The sequence below is a fragment of the Bradyrhizobium erythrophlei genome, assembly GCF_900129425.1.
Taxonomy (GTDB): Bacteria; Pseudomonadota; Alphaproteobacteria; order Rhizobiales; family Xanthobacteraceae; genus Bradyrhizobium; species Bradyrhizobium erythrophlei_C.
In genome coordinates this window covers 1,203,382-1,221,178 of record NZ_LT670817.1, presented here as the reverse complement: position 1 = coordinate 1,221,178, position 17,797 = coordinate 1,203,382, and the positions used below count along the sequence as shown (strand labels likewise).

General features: G+C 58.2%; 18 protein-coding genes and 1 pseudogene. 10 read left to right on the top strand and 9 right to left on the bottom strand.

All coding sequences use genetic code 11. The features are described 5' to 3' along the window. The first annotated feature begins 80 nt into the window (after positions 1–80). Positions 81–695 carry a tetratricopeptide repeat protein gene (locus tag B5527_RS05795; RefSeq protein ID WP_079600437.1) on the top strand — a complete coding sequence of 205 codons (615 nt, stop codon included), beginning with the start codon at positions 81–83 and terminating at the stop codon, positions 693–695. Positions 696–971: 276 nt separating this feature from the next. On the opposite strand, the gene B5527_RS05790 is transcribed toward B5527_RS05795, so the two are convergent. Continuing rightward, positions 972–2,087, bottom strand: coding sequence for an AI-2E family transporter (locus B5527_RS05790; protein WP_079600436.1), 1,116 nt, complete (start codon positions 2,085–2,087; stop codon positions 972–974). Positions 2,088–2,184: 97 nt separating this feature from the next. Between B5527_RS05790 and B5527_RS05785 the strand changes: the two genes are divergently transcribed. Beyond that, positions 2,185–3,474: a metallophosphoesterase gene (locus tag B5527_RS05785; protein WP_154072042.1), complete on the top strand. Its 1,290-nt coding sequence runs from the start codon at positions 2,185–2,187 to the stop codon at positions 3,472–3,474. A gap of 436 nt (positions 3,475–3,910) precedes the next feature. Here the strand turns inward: B5527_RS05785 and B5527_RS05780 are convergent, their stop codons facing one another. Further along, positions 3,911–4,243, bottom strand: a complete 333-nt coding sequence (locus B5527_RS05780; protein ID WP_079600434.1) for a hypothetical protein — start codon at positions 4,241–4,243, stop codon at positions 3,911–3,913. Between the two features lie 204 nt (positions 4,244–4,447). On the opposite strand from B5527_RS05780, the gene B5527_RS43485 reads away from it, so the two are divergent. Then, positions 4,448–4,720: a hypothetical protein gene (locus B5527_RS43485; RefSeq protein ID WP_154072041.1), complete on the top strand. Its 273-nt coding sequence runs from the start codon at positions 4,448–4,450 to the stop codon at positions 4,718–4,720. Between the two features lie 459 nt (positions 4,721–5,179). Here B5527_RS43485 and B5527_RS05775 read toward each other — a convergent pair whose 3' ends face one another. Both B5527_RS05775 and B5527_RS05770 read right to left on the bottom strand, forming a co-directional pair. Further along, positions 5,180–5,503 (bottom strand): hypothetical protein, encoded by a 324-nt coding sequence (locus B5527_RS05775; protein WP_079600433.1) that lies wholly within the window; start codon positions 5,501–5,503, stop codon positions 5,180–5,182. A gap of 185 nt (positions 5,504–5,688) precedes the next feature. Further along, a complete protein-coding gene (locus B5527_RS05770; RefSeq protein WP_079600432.1) occupies positions 5,689–6,039 on the bottom strand; it encodes a hypothetical protein in 351 nt (116 codons plus the stop codon). Positions 6,040–6,350: 311 nt separating this feature from the next. Between B5527_RS05770 and B5527_RS05765 the strand changes: the two genes are divergently transcribed. From B5527_RS05765 to B5527_RS05755, 3 genes and pseudogenes are all read left to right on the top strand, one after another. Further along, complete coding sequence (locus B5527_RS05765) at positions 6,351–6,800, top strand: nitroreductase family deazaflavin-dependent oxidoreductase (protein WP_079600431.1); 450 nt, start codon at positions 6,351–6,353, stop codon at positions 6,798–6,800. 213 nt (positions 6,801–7,013) lie between these two features. Further along, positions 7,014–7,301, top strand: a pseudogene (locus tag B5527_RS47535) (hypothetical protein); the annotation flags it as partial. A gap of 522 nt (positions 7,302–7,823) precedes the next feature. Then, on the top strand, positions 7,824–8,429 hold the full coding sequence (locus B5527_RS05755; protein WP_079600430.1) for a hypothetical protein: 606 nt from the start codon (positions 7,824–7,826) through the stop codon (positions 8,427–8,429). 403 nt (positions 8,430–8,832) lie between these two features. Here the strand turns inward: B5527_RS05755 and B5527_RS05750 are convergent, their stop codons facing one another. From B5527_RS05750 to B5527_RS05740, 4 genes are all read right to left on the bottom strand, one after another. Beyond that, entirely contained in the window at positions 8,833–10,491 is a 1,659-nt protein-coding gene (locus B5527_RS05750; protein ID WP_079607099.1) for an alkaline phosphatase family protein, read from the bottom strand. A 514-nt stretch (positions 10,492–11,005) separates the two neighbouring features. After that, positions 11,006–11,299, bottom strand: a complete 294-nt coding sequence (locus B5527_RS47325) for a methyltransferase (protein ID WP_338065091.1) — start codon at positions 11,297–11,299, stop codon at positions 11,006–11,008. A gap of 10 nt (positions 11,300–11,309) precedes the next feature. Then, on the bottom strand, positions 11,310–11,720 hold the full coding sequence (locus tag B5527_RS47320; protein ID WP_338065090.1) for a methyltransferase: 411 nt from the start codon (positions 11,718–11,720) through the stop codon (positions 11,310–11,312). A 354-nt stretch (positions 11,721–12,074) separates the two neighbouring features. After that, entirely contained in the window at positions 12,075–12,713 is a 639-nt protein-coding gene (locus B5527_RS05740; protein WP_276329345.1) for a cysteine hydrolase, read from the bottom strand. Between the two features lie 64 nt (positions 12,714–12,777). Between B5527_RS05740 and B5527_RS05735 the strand changes: the two genes are divergently transcribed. Both B5527_RS05735 and B5527_RS05730 read left to right on the top strand, forming a co-directional pair. Then, on the top strand, positions 12,778–13,548 hold the full coding sequence (locus B5527_RS05735; RefSeq protein ID WP_079600428.1) for a TetR/AcrR family transcriptional regulator: 771 nt from the start codon (positions 12,778–12,780) through the stop codon (positions 13,546–13,548). Between the two features lie 440 nt (positions 13,549–13,988). Next, entirely contained in the window at positions 13,989–14,369 is a 381-nt protein-coding gene (locus B5527_RS05730; RefSeq protein WP_079600427.1) for a PLD nuclease N-terminal domain-containing protein, read from the top strand. A gap of 333 nt (positions 14,370–14,702) precedes the next feature. On the opposite strand, the gene B5527_RS43480 is transcribed toward B5527_RS05730, so the two are convergent. After that, the gene (locus tag B5527_RS43480; protein WP_154072040.1) at positions 14,703–14,897 is read right to left on the bottom strand and encodes a hypothetical protein; all 195 of its coding nucleotides are present in this window, start codon (positions 14,895–14,897) and stop codon (positions 14,703–14,705) included. Positions 14,898–15,383: 486 nt separating this feature from the next. On the opposite strand from B5527_RS43480, the gene B5527_RS05720 reads away from it, so the two are divergent. Further along, positions 15,384–16,397 (top strand): hypothetical protein, encoded by a 1,014-nt coding sequence (locus tag B5527_RS05720; RefSeq protein ID WP_079600425.1) that lies wholly within the window; start codon positions 15,384–15,386, stop codon positions 16,395–16,397. A gap of 531 nt (positions 16,398–16,928) precedes the next feature. Beyond that, positions 16,929–17,786, top strand: coding sequence for an alpha/beta hydrolase family protein (locus tag B5527_RS05715; RefSeq protein WP_245332512.1), 858 nt, complete (start codon positions 16,929–16,931; stop codon positions 17,784–17,786). Positions 17,787–17,797: the final 11 nt, after the last annotated feature.

Here is a 17,797-nt window from a genome sequence, read left to right as displayed (position 1 = left end):
CCAGGAATGTTTGAAGCAAGCCGGAGTTAACACGTTCGGCTGGATTGGGAGCTCGAAGGCGTAGCATGCAGGAGGTTCCTATGACCAACTTGATGATCAGGATTGTGACGCTGGCAACGTGTTCGATTGCGCTGATCGCTGCGTTCTCGGTCACTCCGGTTGTTGCGGCCGGGGGCAGCGATCTAGGCGGCGGTGAGGCAAACTATAGCGGGACGAACCAACGCTCCGCTTATCCGCCTTCGTCGTACCCGAAGCGGTCGGGCACCAGGGCCACTCACGCCCCCAAGGCCAAGAAAGCCAGGCAGTCCCTTTTCGACGACCCCGCCTTCGCTCATGGGTACCGCGCCGCCTACGCGACGATCTATGACCGCAACGATTATGCTGGCGCGATCGAGCAGCTAAAGGCGCTCGGCCATGACGACAACGCAAATGTCGCCAATCTGATCGGCTACTCCTATCGCAAGCTCGGCGACTTCAAGCTTTCGCAAGTCTGGTACGAGCGAGCCCTGAAGGCAGATCCGAACCATGTGCTGACCTGGCAATATTACGGTCTGTGGCAGATCGAGCAGGGCAACCGCGATCAAGCGCAATATCATTTGAGTCGGATCGCCGCGATTTGCGGGACGGGCTGCGAGGAGTATCGGTCGTTGGCCGCCGCGCTGGAGAAACCGCCCGGGACTGGCCTGGTTTATTAGGACGCTTTGCAGCGGCGGTCAGCGCTCGGCCCTAACGCGATGGTTGAGGTCATGTCGGTTCATGGCACTTTTCCGACATGCTGGGGCGTCTGACTAGGGCAGTTTCCAGTTCGCTGGCATCATCCTTCGAGACGCATCGCTTCGCGATGCTCCTCAGGATGAGGTCTGAGGCCCTCATGGTGAGGAGCGCGGCAACGCCGCGCGTCTCGAACCATCAGGCCCGTTGGGTGCCTGATGGTGGTTCGATACAACAGGAAAATGCTTTAGATTGATGAATCAGTCCATCTTCTTGTCGGAAGGCGTCAATCTAACCGCATCTGTCACAGTTGCCCTCGGGACGGCCGTATAAAGGAAGCTTTCGTAATATCGTTGTAACGCGAAGCGCGTCAGCACGCCGATAGCGGACGCAACCGGCACGGCAATTAAAAGGCCGACAAACCCGAACAGGTACCCGAATGCGAACAGCGCAAACATGATCCAGACCGCATTCAAGTTGACGCGCCGGCCGACGAAATAGGGCGACAGCAAATAGTCTGACAGCGTCTGGCCGACGAAGAAGATCGCCGGGACGATCCAGATGACGGCCCAATGCGGCCAGAACTGTGCAATCGCAACACACATCGATATGACGAACCCGCTCAGCGAGCCGAGATACGGCACGAAGCTTATCAGTCCTGCCGCAATGCCGATCAGGAGCCCATGCTTGAGCCCGAGCAAGGACAGTGCTGTCGCGTAGAATACCGCGAGGATCAGGCACAGCGTGCCCTGACCGATCACAAAGCCGCCGATTGTGCCGTCGATCTCGCGAGCAAGAGCCCGGACGGTATCGCGTTGCGCCGGCGGTATCCAGTTATCGATAACCGCCACCATCTTCTTCCAATCATAGATGAGATAGCAGGCAACGATCGGGGTCACCACCAGGAGGGAAAAGGCCGAGATCAGCGCCCGGCCTCCGGTCCAAACCGAACGCAGAAAATCGCGGAGCCAGGCAGTCGCCAATGTGGTCAGTTCCCCGACCGACTGCTCGGCGTAGCCTAGGCCTTCTCCGACAAGCTTGCTCAGCCACGGCCGATTTGGATCGGTCGCGAGCCCCTGCACCCTTTTGATGTAGAGCGGAAAATTATCGATGAAAAAGGCAAGCTCACCGACAACGACCGGAGCGGTCAGAATAATAAGTGCGGCCACACCGGCAACGAACGACCCAACGATGGTTAGCGTCGCAATGAGGCGGTTCATTCCGAGCCGTTCCAGCCGGGTGGCCAGAGGATCAAGTAGATACGCCAGTAGCATGCCGGCGACGAAAGGCAGCAGGACTTCACGCAATAGAACGACGGCGACGACGACCGCCACCAATACCGCAATCCAGAAGGCGACGGGCCGAGTGAGGTTCATGGTTCATGCTTACATCAAGCCGGCCGGGGCGATATCCTGCGCACGTGTATGACCCGCGGTCGGATATTTTCGACCGCTCTGGCAGGGAGATCATACTTTGGCACAGAAGTATTACTTTGTCAGTGACCTGCACATGGGTGGCGACGGTCAATTGCAGCATTGCGATTACGCCGCCGAGTTCATCGAATTCCTGAAGGAGTTGGAAAAGGAAGGCCCCGACACCGAGTTTCTGATCGTGGGCGACACGTTTGGCTTCTGGGAGCTCACGCTTGTGCGCGGGGTTGAAAGGCTTGCGCACATCATACAGGCGCACCAGGCGATTTTCGATCAACTCAGGGCCACCGGCGCGCGCATCAAGGTGACCATGATGGTCGGGAATCACGATTATGATCTCGCTTGCGATCCGGTCTTTGTGGAGAAACTGCAGGCATACAACATCCATCTGGACTCGAGCCTGGTGCTGATCCGCCCGGTGGGCGACAAGAGGATATGGATCGAACACGGACAGCAGCGCGATCAGTTCAACAGCTTTCCCGAATATGGCAACGCTTACGCTCTCCCGGTGGGCTACTTCATCACGGAAACCTTCGTCAGCGGAGCCAGCCGGTATTCGGACTTCGGCCGGGGAGACTGGCTCAAGGACATCCGCTCCGTAGGCACGATGCAGATTCCCGACTGGATGCTGTCGAACTACTTTTACCGCGAGATGAGCATGGCGCTACGCTGGGTGCTGATGCCCTTCCTGCTGCTGGCCGGCGTCACGGTGATAGCGATTCTCGGGGAAATCCTTCGGGTCGCGGGCATCTTTGATTACAATATCATATTTCACAACCCGCTGATGAGCAGGCTGGGGATCATCGACAACGTCCTGCAGGTCGTGATCACGATCAATTCCCTGTTTTTGATTTTGTTCGGTATCCCTGCGTTGGTCGTCGAACGTGACCTCATGCGAACGTTGCATCGCTTTCGTCTACAGACGAGCCACGGAGTGACCCCGAACCTCGATTCGGAAGCGCCCTACCTAAAAGGGGCTCAGGAGGTTTTCCAAGCGGATGACAAGGTAGCGGTGTTCATTTTCGGACACACGCATTCGGCGTTCCTGAGGCGACTGGGTCCCGCCGGTCAAGTCGTCATCAATACCGGTACGTGGCTGAAGCTATTGTCCCGTGTTCCGGTGCGCCTTGGCTTGTTGCCCGCGGTCTACCATCCTTCGTATCGCTTGAATTACTTCCGGATCGAGAAGGAAAACGACCAACTCGTGATTGACTATGTCGAAATTCCCAAGACGCCTGAGCGCGAACTGACTTGGCTGCAGCGTCTCGTGATCCTGGGGAATGTGCCTAAGTCACCAGAAGCAATCCCCGCAAGGACGACTATCGATCTGTAATGCGTTGCTCAGCGATCGCAAATGCACAAGGAAGCGGAACAAGCTCTGGATCGACTAGCTCGGCTTACAGCCAGTGCTGAAACGTGAATAGCAATACGGTTCGTGATAAGAACCAAACGAATTCTCGCGGAACGTCTTCGGAGAATACCCGCAGCACGGTCGGCTCCGCATCGTCAGGAGCCCCATGGGCACCGGCGCTGTCGGTGCAGCAGGCCCCAGCGCCGGTGCAGGCACCAGCTCCACCGCCTCTGCGCGCCCTGCCGGAATGCCGGACTGCTAGTTGAAAGAATTGGGGCACCCGAAATGCGGGTGCCCTTATCTGCGTAAACCGTGGGGGGCTCGACTTAATAGCCGTGGTAATCCATTGCGGGCAAGGCAAAAGAAGAAGGCCGCAGATTTCTCTACGGCCTCTATCTAATCATCAGTGGTCGCAGGCTTACCAACGCGGACCGGCTCCGAAGCCAATTCCTACGCCACCCGGCCCAACGCCGATCCCGACGCTCGGCCCGTTATTATAGTACCCGCCATCATAATATCCGCGCTGTTCGATGTATCGTTCGCGCGGCGCGTAGTTGTACGAGTCCTGAATGATAACGCGTCGCGAACCCCGATCCCGCCAGCAGCGTCCGTATTCGTCACAGACCATGCGAACGTTTTCGATGCCGTTGTACGGCATAACCGCGATACCATTTGCGAGCGGGGCCGCTGACGCGGCCGTGGCGAACAGTGCGGAAGCACCGAGCGCAAGCGAGATGATAGCTTTATTCATACTGAACTCCTGTGAGCTGAACTCCTGTGAGGTTCCTACAAGCCAATGGTTGAAACGACCAATCGTTCCTCAAATTCGGCCCTCAACCGGTTCCCTAGCAGATGGAATGACTCCTCAGCGCCTCAATCAAATCCCGATAAGGACGAACCTTTTAATCCGCGCGACGTTGGGGCTGGCAACCCAGACAATGGAGACGAGAGAGACATGAAGAAAACTTTGATTATTGCCGCCGCTGCGGTGCTGATTGGATCATCGGGCCTTAGCTTTGCTGGTTCATCGGGCACGAAGGGTGCTTCGGGTTCAGCGCCGGGCACTCAGATGAATGATTCGGGTGCTGCGACCTCGCGGGGCGCTTCTGAGCTTTCACCGAGCGACAGAATGAAGGACTCTGGAACGACGGGCATGTCCAGAGGCGCTACCAAAGGTGCTTCGGAATATGCGCCGGGCGACAAAATGAACGACGCTCGCAAAAAATAAACTTTAGGAAGCCAAGGAAAACCACGAAAGCCCCGGATACAATTCTGGGGCTTTTCGCGTCCTTATTGGTCCAAGATCAAGATTGCCGGCACTGGCCTGCTTCGATCCCTAGTATTTCGCAATGGCCTAATTTCAAAGGTGGAACCTTGATGGCTGTCAGGACTTTCTTCCTTACCGCGATAATGCGGTCCAAGGAGGAAATATGAAACGGCTTTTGTTAATCGGGTTTGCCGCGTGCGCGGTTGTTCTAGCTCCAGCCCTGCCTGCGTTCGCAATGCCCGGTGCAAATCCCAGTGCGATTGCCGACACTGAGGGGTCGATCGTCCTCGTTAGGGGCGGCCATGGTCATGGGTGGGGTCATCACGGCGGTCGCGGTCACCATTATGGATGGGGGTACGGTCGTCATCGCGGCTGGCATTAAAACCCACACACAAAGAGGCCGCCTCAGTTGGCGGCCTGTCAATCTGCCATAGGGACGAGCGCGGCGACAAACATCATGTCCGGCGCTTGTCTGGCGGTTCCGGTGCATGATGCCACCGACGGCGTGGATTTGCCGGTCAGTGTCAAATCCAAGTTGTCGATGCCGAAAACAGAAGGCTGTCCCGGCGAATGCCGCTGGGTCCTAACGGAAGCCGAAAACCTATCGCCGTTTTGAAAGTACGTCCCGGTGTAGGCGAGCACGGTATCGCCACCGGTCAGTTTGCTGTCCTTAAGCACGACAATGCCGATTCCCTCTGCCTGCGAGGTTCTGAACCAAGCAGAATAACTGCCATTTCGAAGCATGTGCCCACCTACCGTCCTGCGGGTCTGCGATAGCACCTATAGGTTGCCGGATGGCTTACTGACGGGCGGGTTTTGCTTTTGCTCTAATGCGACGTGCCCCCACGCTTCGGTCAGCGCCGGTTCAATGAAACCCGGATAGTTGGCCTTCCACCGGCTGGCGGCTATGGCCAAGGGTACGGCATGGCTCAGGCGAGCCGCGGCGTCATTTGGCGGGCGGGACCGGCGTGGGAGTCAACGAAATCCCGGATATGCTCGGGGACTGCGACGCCTTCGATATCGCAGCGGGTTTGGATTTCGGTCGCGATATCTACCGAGACGTCATCCGACCAATGCTCAAGTGTATTGAAGGCGACAACGCGGATCGGGTCGTTGAACTGGCCCGAGATGAAATCGCTGACGATGGTTTCGAGGTCGGTCCGCTCCACTTCGGTTTCGCGGTACACGGTGCCCAGCCCGCCAAAGCGGTCAATGACCAGGTAGACGGTTTGATCCGCACCATAGGGCACGATCTTTGGCGTCCAACCGGCGCTGCGCACACGCACCTCCTACGCAACAAACAGACCTAAGCACAATTCGACCTAAAGCATATCGTTCCGGTCACAACAAAGTAAGGCCCGGTCGCTCCGGAGGCCTTACCGCTGGCTACCTAACGGATCGCCAGCATGTCACGCCGCCGCCCGATCTTCCTTGTCAGCTCCACGGGCGACGATCTTGAGCGCATCAGTCCTGTACCGTCATCTGCTGGGAGAGTCTCGTGGCACGGGCATCGTTTATTTTGTATGATCGTTCCTGCGCGAGTTGGATTTAGGCCAGTCCCCTACCACCCTCCCTCGATGGAGCTTTAGCAATGGCGGAGTATGTTCCTAGTCCCCGAAACTGGGTGCGCGAGCAGGTCGAGCTTTACGAAAGTAGTGGTGGAACGAAAGGCACCACGTTAAGTGACACCGGACTGCCCGTCGTCATCGTGACGCACGTCGGCAATAAGACCGGCGCCATCCGAAAGACCCCGCTCATGCGCGTAAAGGATGGCAGTAATTACGTCCTAATCGGGTCACAGGGCGGCGCGCCAACCGATCCAGCCTGGGTGCATAATCTCCGGGTCAATCCGAATGTGGAAATTCGGGACGAGACCGTCGTGCGACCAATGCGAGTGCGTGAGGTCAAGGACGACCGTGAACGGACTCGGCTCTGGAAGCTCGCTGTGGCGGCGTTTCCGCCTTACGCGGACTACCAAGAACGCACTAATCGCCGGATACCCGTGTTTGTTGCAGAGCAGAATGGTTCTCCAGCTTCTTAACTTGGTGCACGAGAGCTGTTTGCGACTACGCCCGAAGCCTGGAACAGACCGGCCGAACTGGCCCAAGCCAATTGGAAGCGCGCCTGCAAGACAGACGACGAAAGCGTGTGCAGCCCGCGTGCGCGGCGTACTACCGCGCTCACGATACGTTGAAATATTCGCGATGGCAGACGGCGCGCTTGTCCCTATCTAAACGATGGGAAAGGACCGACCATGATGACGACCAGACTGGTAATTGCCGCGCTCGTGACTGTGGGGCTGGCGGGTGCGCCCTTTGCTGCCCAAGCGAAGAAGTACAAGCACATCAGGCATCATGTTTCGACAATGCAATCGGGCACTTATGGGACGTCGGGAATATCGACGACGCAATCCGGAACTTATTATGGGACATCCGGAACTTCTGTTGGATCTGTCGTCGCGCCGTCAGTGGGATCGTACTATTGGCCGTCGGTAGGCGCAACAAACGCGGTCCCCACCTGGAGCAACACCGGGCCTCGCGTGAGTAGCGCGCCCGCTCCTGGCGCGCCTACAATCGGCACCGCACCGTTCAGCTCCGGGGTTCGCAGGTAATCCCGTCTCAATGGCCACCTTTTAGGGTGCGCGTACGAGAAAGTGGCCAGCCAGCTCTCGGAGTGGACTCGGACGGTTGCAGCCAGAGCGACCTCCGCGGCACCGGCTGGGATGAGCTCTTCTACTGCTTCGCCATTCAGTAAGGCGATATTCACAAGCTTGGCGATAGTGGCCGGACCTTGCAGGTCCTGTGCTGCGGCGCATGAGTCCGGAAGTGGCACTTTTCGGACCTGAGCGATCAGGCGGACGATGTCCGTTCGCGGTGGTCAAGCTGACCTCGCTACCTAGCAGCCCGACTTCCGAAAATGCCCCTTCTCGGACATCAGCGACCTCCAAAGTTCCTTCGATCTAGCCGTCTTCAAAGTGACCAGATTAGGTCGGCACAATTGCCCGCATTCTAATCGTTGGAGTGGGCATACCTTGCCTGCCGAGCGCCAAAGGGAGTGAAATCAGATGCTCATGTCTCGAGCTCTTTGGGTAGCGATTACAGCCGCAACGGTTCTTGTTGGTGTACTGCTTTCCGCGCCAGCCTTCGCGCAGGCGCATATCCGCGGCACGCTGACCGCCGCGAAGGACGGAACGATCAACGTCCAGACCGCCAAGGGCGGAACGGAATCGATCAAACTCGCCAACGACGCAGACCTTTTCCTGGTTACCACGGCCGACATGAGTGCCATCCAGGCCGGCAAGTTCGTCGGCATTACGTCTGTCGAGCAGGACGGCAAGCGCGTCGCACGCGAAGTTCATGTATTTGATGAATCGCTGCGCGGCCTGGCCGAGGGGCACTATCCCTGGGATCTTGAATCCAAGCCGAACATGATGACCAACGCCAATATCGCCAAGGTCGAGGAGGTCGGAACGGACCGGGTGCTCATGCTTAACTACAAAGGCGGAGAACAGACGATCACCATCCCGACGAGCGCGACGGTCGTCGCCTTTGACAAGGCGCCGGCCGATCAACTGGCCGTTGGGCGCAAGGTCTTCGTCATTATGAAGAAGGACGGCTCGGAAGCCGCCGCGGTCGTGATCGGCGCGGAGGGCGTGAAGCCGCCGATGTGACGACGCGATAGTCTCGGCGAGGCGATCGGCCCCACGGCCGCTTGATCTATCGGCACACGGCGCTGGTCCACGCGACTTACTCGATCAATGTCGTGTTTCTGGCGATTACGATAAGCCGCCAGTCCGTTATTGGCAGCCGGCCCAAAGCGAACATTTGCTCGACAACTCGTCCGTGGATGGTGTGGCCTATTTCGGCCGGCGCCCGAGCTCTATCAGCAGTTGGAAGCGCCAGCAGACACCAAAGGGCCTTCCCATATCGGGGCCTCGCTGCCGTTCAGAAATGCAACGCGTTCAGGTAGCCGCGTTTCGCTCAATGAAAACCTCAGCGAAAGTCCCGCCGCATGCAACGCGGCGGGACAGTCTTGCTTAATCAGAGGGGTCGACGTGAGACGACCCAGCAGCTTTAGTCGCGCATCAGGGACTGAGTGCCTTCCTCGCGAACCGCCTGGAGGCTGCGCGGGTCAAGGTCGAGCGCGTCGAGGATCGTCGGCGCAATCTGCGTGGTGAAGGTAGTGTCGTCGACGATCCTTGCGTGCTTGATGTGAGGCGAAGACATCACCAGCGCCACATTGCGATCGTCCTGGGACCAGCCGCCATGTTCGGCAAGCTTGCTCCCGCCGGTGCAGATGACGCCGTGATCGGTGAGGGCGATGAAGTCCGGCACGCGGCTGTTGTGGAACGGATCCTCGTAGAGCCGGGTCAGTTCGTCGCGGTCGAGTAACTTCGTGATATGCAGGTCAGCTGCGTGGGCCTGGATGTAGGCCTTGGCATCCGCATAGTAGGGATGACCGGTCGCCGGATTGGTCGCCTGTTGCAGTTCCGGCGACAACCAGACGTACGCCGTGTCGTCACAGATCTCGAAGCCGTGGGAGCCGAAACCGGGCGCACCGCTATACAGCGCATCGGAGATCGCCACACGATCCCTGACGTTGATCGGCGACTGGCCGTGCTTGGCACTGACGATGATCAGCGTCGAATCATAGAGATTCTGAGCCTTGAGTTCGTTGATGAACTTGCCGAGCGCATCGTCTACGAACTGGAATTGCAGCGTGAGCGCATTGCCGGGGGTCGCCTGGGCATCGGCATAGCCACCGATGAGTGACTTGTCGGAATCCGCGTTGCCCGCCTTGGCAAGCTTCTGGCCAACGCTGACCGCCTGGAAGTTCGTGCCGAAGATCGCGGGGACGGACTGCTTCTGGGTTCGCGCGCCGTTATAGCCGTCGATCCAGTTCAGCACCGCCTGCACTTTCATCGAGTCATAGGTGCGGACGCCGGTATAGCTGGTGGTGTAGTCGTCGCCGGTCTGGGCACCCTGATCGAGCGTATCCTGCGAGTTGATCTCCGGCGCATAAAGTTCGTCGAGGCCAGTGCCCGACGGGCCCGCCAAATCCTCGTAGGCCGGATGCTTGTCCGACCACACCGCACGCCGTCCGGCTCCCTTGATGACTTCGAAAATCGTGTTGGTTCGCACATAGTCATGCGGAAAGACGGGGACGCACTTGCCGTTGACCAGCTTGCGCTGCATGTGGTCGGGATCGAGCTGCGTGTAGACCTGACCCACTGTGCCACCTCCGGTAAAGTCGGCCACCAGCGCGGTCGAGTAATTGTAGCTCTTATCGAGCGCCTCGAAGTTGGTGAGCTCGGTTCCTGGGTTGCCCACGCAACCCGGGTCCGGAAGCCCCTGGCTGGTGTAGAAGGCTTTGGCGGGATATTCGGTGCGGTCGTAGCTGTCGTCATAGAACAGTCCGCCGCCCTTCGGCGTGGCGCCGGTGACCTGCGCCAGCATGCCCGGATAGCTGTCCGACGGAGCGGTCGTGTAAGCGTTGGAGTAGACAACGCCATTGTCGGCGAGCTTGGCAAAGTTGCCGCCCGGGTGGGTTTCGATCCAGCGTTTCAGGTCGATGGAGTGCATGCCATCGACGCTGATCAAGAGCACGTGCTTGTAGCCGTGCCGTTGTGAATGGCCGTCGCCGTCATCCGCCTGTGTGACCGTGACGCCGCAGGCGAGTGTTGCCGCTGCGATCGCGGCAGTTGACAGGAAAAAATTACGAAAACCACGCATGAGTTCGCCCTTTTCTATCATTTAAGGAGATGAGAATTGCCTTCGACGAGGCACGGAAATCTATTCGCCGCCAGTTGACGCGGCGATGAAGCTTTCTTGTGACTTCGATGAAAGCGCGGGATAAAGCGGCAATACGTAGGCCTGCGCGATTCTTGAATATCTTTGAATGCTGGCCAATAAGTCCTACAAATCAGCTATATGCGCCACGTGTACCTGCGCGATTTTTTAGCTATTCCGATTTGTTAGGCTCTCAAAAACGATGGGAAAAAAATGGTAATCTGCGTTCGAAGGTGCTTTGAGCGCGAAGACTGCTTCTTAGTGAGACTTGGCGGACTTGGCGATCCATGTCCGCTTTTGGCAGCCGAACTTTTCGGACGTACCGGGTCGGCCTGACGATGTCCGTTCCCGGGGGAAGACCGGAAGTGGTCTGCCGACGGTCAAAATGGCGCGAGACCCTCCAGCGGACCTCGCAACATGTGACGTATCTGATCGGCAAGCCGCGCGCCTGGATAAGCTACTTCAATCCGATCACCATCGAATCCGGGCCAACAAGCGGTTCGACCCGCGTTTTTGAGAATCCGACTTCGCGCATCCAAGCCTGACAGTCCTCTCCCGTATAGTCGAACCCACCGGCAGTTTCGATCAGCATATTCAAGCTCATCATGAGACCGAAGGTGTTTTCGCGGCGATCATCATCGATGATGGCATCATAAACGACGACTGCGCCGCCTTTCGGAAGAGCGTCAAATGTCTTGCCGAGAAGCACCTTTTTCTGGGCAAGGTCCCAATCATGGAGGATGTGACCCATGACGATGACATCAACTTTCGGCAGAGGGTCCTCGAAGAAATTTCCACCTTGAAACCGCACGGTCAGTCACCCCGCGGTGAGCAATAAATTCCTCGAAGACGGGCTTGACTACGGGAAGGTCGAAGCCGATGCCGGTGAGGTGGGGATGGGCGCGGGCGAGAGTGGCGGGTACCATGCCCTGAGCTGAACCAAGATCCATGAAGGTCTTCTTGTCGCTCCATGGGAAGTTGGCGGCGATGGCGTGGGCCGCGCCCGCACTTATTCCACTCATCGCGGTCAGAAACCCCCGCAGCCGATCCGGATCGGCATACACTGCCGCAAAGACGTTTTCTCCTCCACCCTTATTCTCGTTCTGCACTTCACCGGTGCGCAGGGCCTCCGTGAGCGATCCCCAGAAGCCATAGAGCCGGGCATTTGCCATCTCCAGGACACCGCCGATATAGGATGGCTTGGCAGGTCGGCTGGTGCATCGGCCAAAGTGCTAAGCACGCCTAGTTCGACAGCACTTAAGAGCGTTTTGGATGCCCAAAAGCCCAAACCAACTCGCATAATGTGTTCCGGTGTTGCTGTGCTCATGACTTGATCCTCAAATAGGCCGTCACATTCATCCAGCCGAGTGAACATTTCGCCCTTCGTTCGGGCGTGGTACGCCGGGATAGCGGGGGCTCGCTACGGCGTCATTTCAATAACGGCGAAACCGATTACGGTCGTAACATTCGGCTCGGTAGACGCCATCGGCGCCCGATCGCAGCCCTACATTCCAAAATCTTTCCGCTTATCGCTGGTGAGCGATCTCCGACTCAAAATCGGCGACCGTCTCGACCTCTACCCCGAGCCGTGACAGCGATAGGAGTGCCGCGCGTCGATCCTCATCGCTTGCGGCACCCACCGCATCGGCGAGCACTGTCACGCGGTATCCCCGGTTTATCGCGGATCGCGCCGTGCAATAGATGCAAGCGTCGGCATAGACGCCGGCGAGAACCACCCTTCCAATGTCGTTGGACACGAGAAAGCGCTCGAGCGCATCGTTCGAGAAAGCGTCGCCCCGATGCTTGGCGAAGTACGGCGCCCCGGCGATGCGCGTTACGAGTGGGTCGAGCGCGCTGCCCAAGGAATTCTTCATCGCCGCACCACGGCGAAACCAATTGCCGGGAATGTCCCAGAAACCGTATTCGTTGCCGATGTAGGCTGCTGCCAGATGTCCACTTCTCGCGGCGCCGATCGCCCGGTTGGCGGCGGCCAGCACAGGAGAGATCTGATCGCGTGAAATCGGCAGCCGTCCTGCCGGATCGACGAAATCCACTTGCAGGTCAAGCACGAGGAGAGCCGCTCCGCCGACCGGCGACGGCGTTCGCAGTTGTGCCGGCGCGTCCCCCGGGATGCTCGCGAGGAGTGCTAGCGCACAGGTAAACATCCCCCATGCCCGCTGCATGATCGTGCTCCGCATGGCCTATCATAAATGAACGGTTCATTCTATTATGCCGCTGACGACCGGTCAAGGCGGTGCGCACGGAGGTGGTGACATGCGACGGAAACCAGCGGGGCGCCTGCATCGGATCGCGGAGGGCGCCGCGACCATCCTCAGCCAGCGGGGCTATCGGCTGGCGCAGATGGCCGACGTCGCGCGGGAATGCGATCTCTCGGCGGGAGCGCTCTATGGCTACGTCGAAGGCAAAGAGGCGCTCCTGCATCTGGCGCTGTCGTATGTGTTCGAGATTGAGCCGGACGAAAGCGATCTTCCTTATCGTATCAGTTCCCCGAGCGAGACACTCAATCTGCTCAAGCATGAGATCAAGCGAGATGCGATATGGCCTGTTCTCTCGGAGAGACTACAGAAGCCGGGGAACGGTCCGCACACGGAGGACATCGCAGAAGTGGCAGCCGAGCTCTTTGACATGATGCATCGTCGGCGCCGCGCGATTTGGCTGCTCGATCGATGTGCTAAAGACGTTCCAGAGATCGCCGCGCTCTACGTGAAGCACGTGAAAGTCCGATATCTCAGGGATCTCGAGGCCTTGATTTCCCGCGGCCAGAGTGGTCGGCGGATATATCGCGATGTGGACGCAGCGAGCGCCGCTCGCGGCGTCCTCGAGATGGTCGCATGGTTTGCGATGCACAGGCTGCGCGATATCGTCCCTTTGCCGTGCTCCGAGGAAAAAGCGCGCGGGGCCGCGATCTCACTGGCCGTGCACGCTTTGTGTCGGTCGCCGGTCAATCCTAGGACTCGTCTTGAATCGCTCAAGGAGTGAGCGAAACCAGGACAGTCGGAGAACGGCCGGTCATGGCTCCCCGGCATTCGTCCGCGTGGCACTTCGCCGGGTGTCCTGCTGCATCGACATAATTGGGAACTGCGCGCGGCGCCGCACTCCCGCTGGCGCGCCCGCACCTTAACGTCCGCTCCTGGCACTTTTCGGACCTGCCGGATCGGCCTGACGATTGTCTGCTCCTGAGGGTAGAACGGACTTGCCAAGGAAGCGGGGCACTTCCGAGTTTGACCCAACTCGGACGTCTGGGGCGCCCGATCGTCTGTTTGCCCTCTGGTCTGACCGGCTGCACGGACGCCAGCAGATTAGTTAGCTTGAGCGTATTGGCGGCGCGCTGGCGAAGTAATAAGATTCTCGGGCTTCGACTAAATCGCAGAAAGGATAGCGAGCAGAGCTGAACGACACCTACACAAGGGAGGATCGAGATGTTCTTCGTTCAAGAAGGCTTCACCTATCGAAATTTCCTGATGGATATGATTGGGGTGTTCGCATTTGTCGTATGGTTCTGGCTTTTGGTTGTAATCTACGGCGACCTGTTCAGGCGTCACGACATCTCCGGTTGGGGTAAAGCGCTATGGGTGCTAGTGCTGATTTTATTCTCCTACTTCGGCATCTTTGCCTACCTAATCACCCAAGGCAGAGGCATGGCCGAACGTAACGCTCAGCAGGCTCAACAGGCACGCGATGAATTGCGACGCATCGTTGGCTTTAGTGTCGCAGACGAAATTACCAAGCTTGATCAGCTGAAAAAGTCGGGATCGATAACCGACGTCGAGTACGGACGTCTTCGCGCCAAGCTGGTCTAGCAGGGCTGGACTTGGCCGTTCAGCAATCGGCGTACATGTGGTGATCAACCTCAAGACCGAAGGCGCCCGGCCTCGCGGTGCCGCCTTCGCTGCTCGCCCGCACGGTTATCGAATGAAGCCGGCTTCGAGCGACCGACGACCGATCCATCATTCTCCGATTTTCTGGATCGCCATCGCTCTGTGCTTGGCGGCCATCGCAATCTACCTTTGGTCCGACGATCTCTCGTGGCGACCGGCACCGATCCCATGATGAAGAACTGACCACGACAGGCTCGCTCAGTTCTCCTACTGGCACGAAACGGACCTGCTGCCGAAGTGCCCGCATGTCCGCTATTAGGGGGATGAACGGACCTGGCTCAGACGCGGCCCGAGGTCTGGGTTTGACCCAAGCCGGACTTGAACCGGCGGAAATAGCATCACGTCGGCAGCAAGAAATCGGCACAGGCGGCGCTTGAGCGAGATGTCGTTGCCGCGTTCGCCGACACTCGCCGTCGCCGAAAATCCGACGCGCAAATTTTGCGTCGGCATCCGCTTCTCGCCGGCGAACGCAATGTACAATCGGCATCCGTCAGCGCGTTACATTCAGCGCGAGAATATTGCGCCCTGCTGATATCGAAAGCATCGTCCTACATAAGCATAGTCACACCGGCCAATAACGTCGGCGTTACTCACGCGCTGCAATGGAACACGAGTTCGTCAGCGCCACCATGTCTCGCGCTGCGCTCAGCGCTGAATCATTGCTGTTGCGCCTCATTAATGTGCGCGTGCTGCGCGCAAATCCCGCAGCGCGATGCTCGATGCGTCTTTCGAACGGGAATCTGAATGCGAAAAATCCTTTAACTGCAGGGCTTATTTGAATCGTTGCGCCGGAATCGCGTTTCAAATGCAAGGGCCCCGTTGCTGGCCTGTGGCTTGCAACACGCCGCCAGCAAACTCGACAGCCGTTTTGTGAAGTTACGTCGGATCGTTCACTGACCGGCACCGGCTGCAGTCAACTGGAAGAAACTTGCATACATGAAGCATCTATCGAAAATACAACGCTGTCTCGCGGCTGCGGGACTGGTCGCATCGTTCGCCCTCGCGATCGCGGATCCGGGAATCGCGGTGGCGGCGGATCTTCAGGCTCCCGATGTCCCTGCTTCCGATGTCCCTTATGTGAAAGCACCGCCATCAACTCCGTCGTCGGACATTCATGGCTTTTTCGACATGACGTTCGGGAACGACTATTCCACCTCCCGTGGCTTGCTGGTCACCAACACGGGATTGGCTCCGCAGGCGCTGGCCGGCCTCTCGTTCGATCTCTACAAGAATGCGAACAGCATGCTCAACAAGGTCTCCGTCTATGGCGGCATTTCGAATGAGTTCTGGACTGAACAGCACGATCCCAAGGTCGGTTCCTGGAATGAGTTTGACTGGTTCGTCGGAGCCAAGGTGGCGTTCCTGCAAGATTGGTCGGCGAGCATCGAATACGACGAGTTCCTGAGTCCGCCAGGTGGCTTCCTCACCGAACGCCATCTTAACGTAACCGTCGCCTACGATGATACGTCATGGGGCTTGCCGATCGCGTTCAAGCCCTATGTCAGGTTCTGGGATGAGTTGGATGGCTCGCCGGATGTCGTTACCGGCGTCAGCGGGGGCAGCAGCGACTCGTATTATTTTGAGTTCGGCATGGTGCCGACGTTGGACTTGAAGAAGTACGGTGCGAACGTCGTGCTGACCGCGCCGACATGGGTCAGTGTCGGTCCGTCGTCGTACTGGAATCGCGGTATCACGGGCTGTGGGTTGGCGACGACGACATGCGCGTTGAGCAATGCGGGCGTTTTCTCGACCGGCCTGACCGCGACTGCACCGCTGACATTCATGCCGGCAAGCTATGGCAAGTGGTACGTCAAGGGCGGCTTCCAGTACTACAATCTCCTCAATGACAGTCTGAGGCTGGCGCAGACCTTCACCGGAACCGCCACCAGCTATGCGGACGCGCACAAGGATTATGCGGTCGGCTTCGTCGGGTTTGGATTCACATTCTAGGCGATCCCGCCCGGCGACCTTGGTTTCCCGGCGCTTCGCCGAAGGCAGGCATCCGATCTGTGGCTGCGATCAGGAAGCGCAGTTGGTAAAAGCTTGTGACCAGCCAAGGAGATGCGCCGCGTTCGATGCGGCGCATTTTCCTTCCGACAAAGCCGGTTTCCGCGATTCAGAATAATGCGGGGATCAGCAGCATTGCCGCTGTGATATGCCGGCAAGTGCGTCATTCATTATCAGTGGGTGAATGAGGCGGAGACCGCCCCCAGTCGATGTCGCCTTTTGGCACCGTTGAGACATGCCGACGGGCTCTCAGCATGTCTGGTTATCGGGGAAGACCGAAAGTGGTCGACCGAGGGCCAAAGTGACGCGATTGACCCATTAGCGGATATGGCTCCGCACCACGCTTGTTACCTTGCAGGGCAACAACGTCCACGCCTGGCAAGGGCATGATATATTCGTCATGAAGGCTGCTCTATAATCAGCGCCATACGTAGAGGGTCGTTAGCCATGCGGTACCCTTTATCAAGCATAATCATGTTCCTCATTCTGCCAAATCTGGTGATGGCAGGACCGGCGTCCGAGCAGCCCACGGCGCCCCAGGTTCACGAGGAGGTTTGGGCGATTCCTTCCTCGCCCGTGCCGATGCTCGCGTATTTGATCCGACCCATCGGAGGCGGTCCATTTCCGCTCGTTGTGATGAACCATGGAGTTTCGCTCGATGCGAAGGAGCGAAGCTTCTTTCCCGTGATTGAATTCCGTGACGCCGCACTTTGGTTTGCGCGGCGGGGCTACGTGGTGGTCGCACCTGTACGCCCTGGATACGGTGCTACTGCGATCGAAATCCCCGAGCGGGGGCTGTTCGGGCTTTTTTTCTCGGGCGTGGGAAAATGTTCGGATGCCGAGTTTCGTGAAGCGGGGCTTGCTGTCGCGTCGATTGACAAGTGGATCATCGAGTACATGTCAACTCAGTCATTTATCAAGCGCGATGAAGTCGTCATTGTCGGCCAATCCGGGGGTGGTTGGGGATCGATTGCGCTTGCCAGTCAAAATCCGGAATCCGTGCGGGCGATCATCGGCTTTGCAGCCGGCCGCGGTGGTCATCTCAATGGCAAACCCAACAGCAACTGTGCCCCTGATCAGCTAGTCGATGCCGTTACCGAATTTGGCCGCACGGCGCGCGTTCCAATGTTATGGATCTACACCCATAACGACAGCTATTTTGGACCTGATCTGTCAAAGCGGTTGGCGGAAGCGTTTCGGGCCGCAGGCGGAAATGTCGAGTATCATCTGTTATCTGATTTTGGAACGGACGGCCATTTTTTGATTGACTCGGCCGACGCCGTTCAGCTCTGGGCGCCTGTTGTCAGCGAATTCCTGGCCAAACATCCATGAAAGGAATTGGT

Bases quoted from the DNA above. Each gene is read 5' to 3' on its own strand.
- B5527_RS05795 (WP_079600437.1), top strand. From the start codon at position 81: ATGACCAACTTGATGATCAGGATTGTGACGCTGGCAACGTGTTCGATT.
- B5527_RS05790 (WP_079600436.1), bottom strand. From the start codon at position 2,087: ATGAACCTCACTCGGCCCGTCGCCTTCTGGATTGCGGTATTGGTGGCG.
- B5527_RS05780 (WP_079600434.1), bottom strand. From the start codon at position 4,243: ATGAATAAAGCTATCATCTCGCTTGCGCTCGGTGCTTCCGCACTGTTC.
- B5527_RS43485 (WP_154072041.1), top strand. From the start codon at position 4,448: ATGAAGAAAACTTTGATTATTGCCGCCGCTGCGGTGCTGATTGGATCA.
- B5527_RS05775 (WP_079600433.1), bottom strand. From the start codon at position 5,503: ATGCTTCGAAATGGCAGTTATTCTGCTTGGTTCAGAACCTCGCAGGCA.
- B5527_RS05765 (WP_079600431.1), top strand. From the start codon at position 6,351: ATGGCGGAGTATGTTCCTAGTCCCCGAAACTGGGTGCGCGAGCAGGTC.
- B5527_RS05755 (WP_079600430.1), top strand. From the start codon at position 7,824: ATGCTCATGTCTCGAGCTCTTTGGGTAGCGATTACAGCCGCAACGGTT.
- B5527_RS05750 (WP_079607099.1), bottom strand. From the start codon at position 10,491: ATGCGTGGTTTTCGTAATTTTTTCCTGTCAACTGCCGCGATCGCAGCG.
- B5527_RS47325 (WP_338065091.1), bottom strand. From the start codon at position 11,299: ATGGGTCACATCCTCCATGATTGGGACCTTGCCCAGAAAAAGGTGCTT.
- B5527_RS47320 (WP_338065090.1), bottom strand. From the start codon at position 11,720: ATGGCAAATGCCCGGCTCTATGGCTTCTGGGGATCGCTCACGGAGGCC.
- B5527_RS05740 (WP_276329345.1), bottom strand. From the start codon at position 12,713: ATGTTTACCTGTGCGCTAGCACTCCTCGCGAGCATCCCGGGGGACGCG.
- B5527_RS05735 (WP_079600428.1), top strand. From the start codon at position 12,778: ATGCCGCTGACGACCGGTCAAGGCGGTGCGCACGGAGGTGGTGACATG.
- B5527_RS05730 (WP_079600427.1), top strand. From the start codon at position 13,989: ATGTTCTTCGTTCAAGAAGGCTTCACCTATCGAAATTTCCTGATGGAT.
- B5527_RS43480 (WP_154072040.1), bottom strand. From the start codon at position 14,897: ATGCCGACGCAAAATTTGCGCGTCGGATTTTCGGCGACGGCGAGTGTC.
- B5527_RS05720 (WP_079600425.1), top strand. From the start codon at position 15,384: ATGAAGCATCTATCGAAAATACAACGCTGTCTCGCGGCTGCGGGACTG.
- B5527_RS05715 (WP_245332512.1), top strand. From the start codon at position 16,929: ATGTTCCTCATTCTGCCAAATCTGGTGATGGCAGGACCGGCGTCCGAG.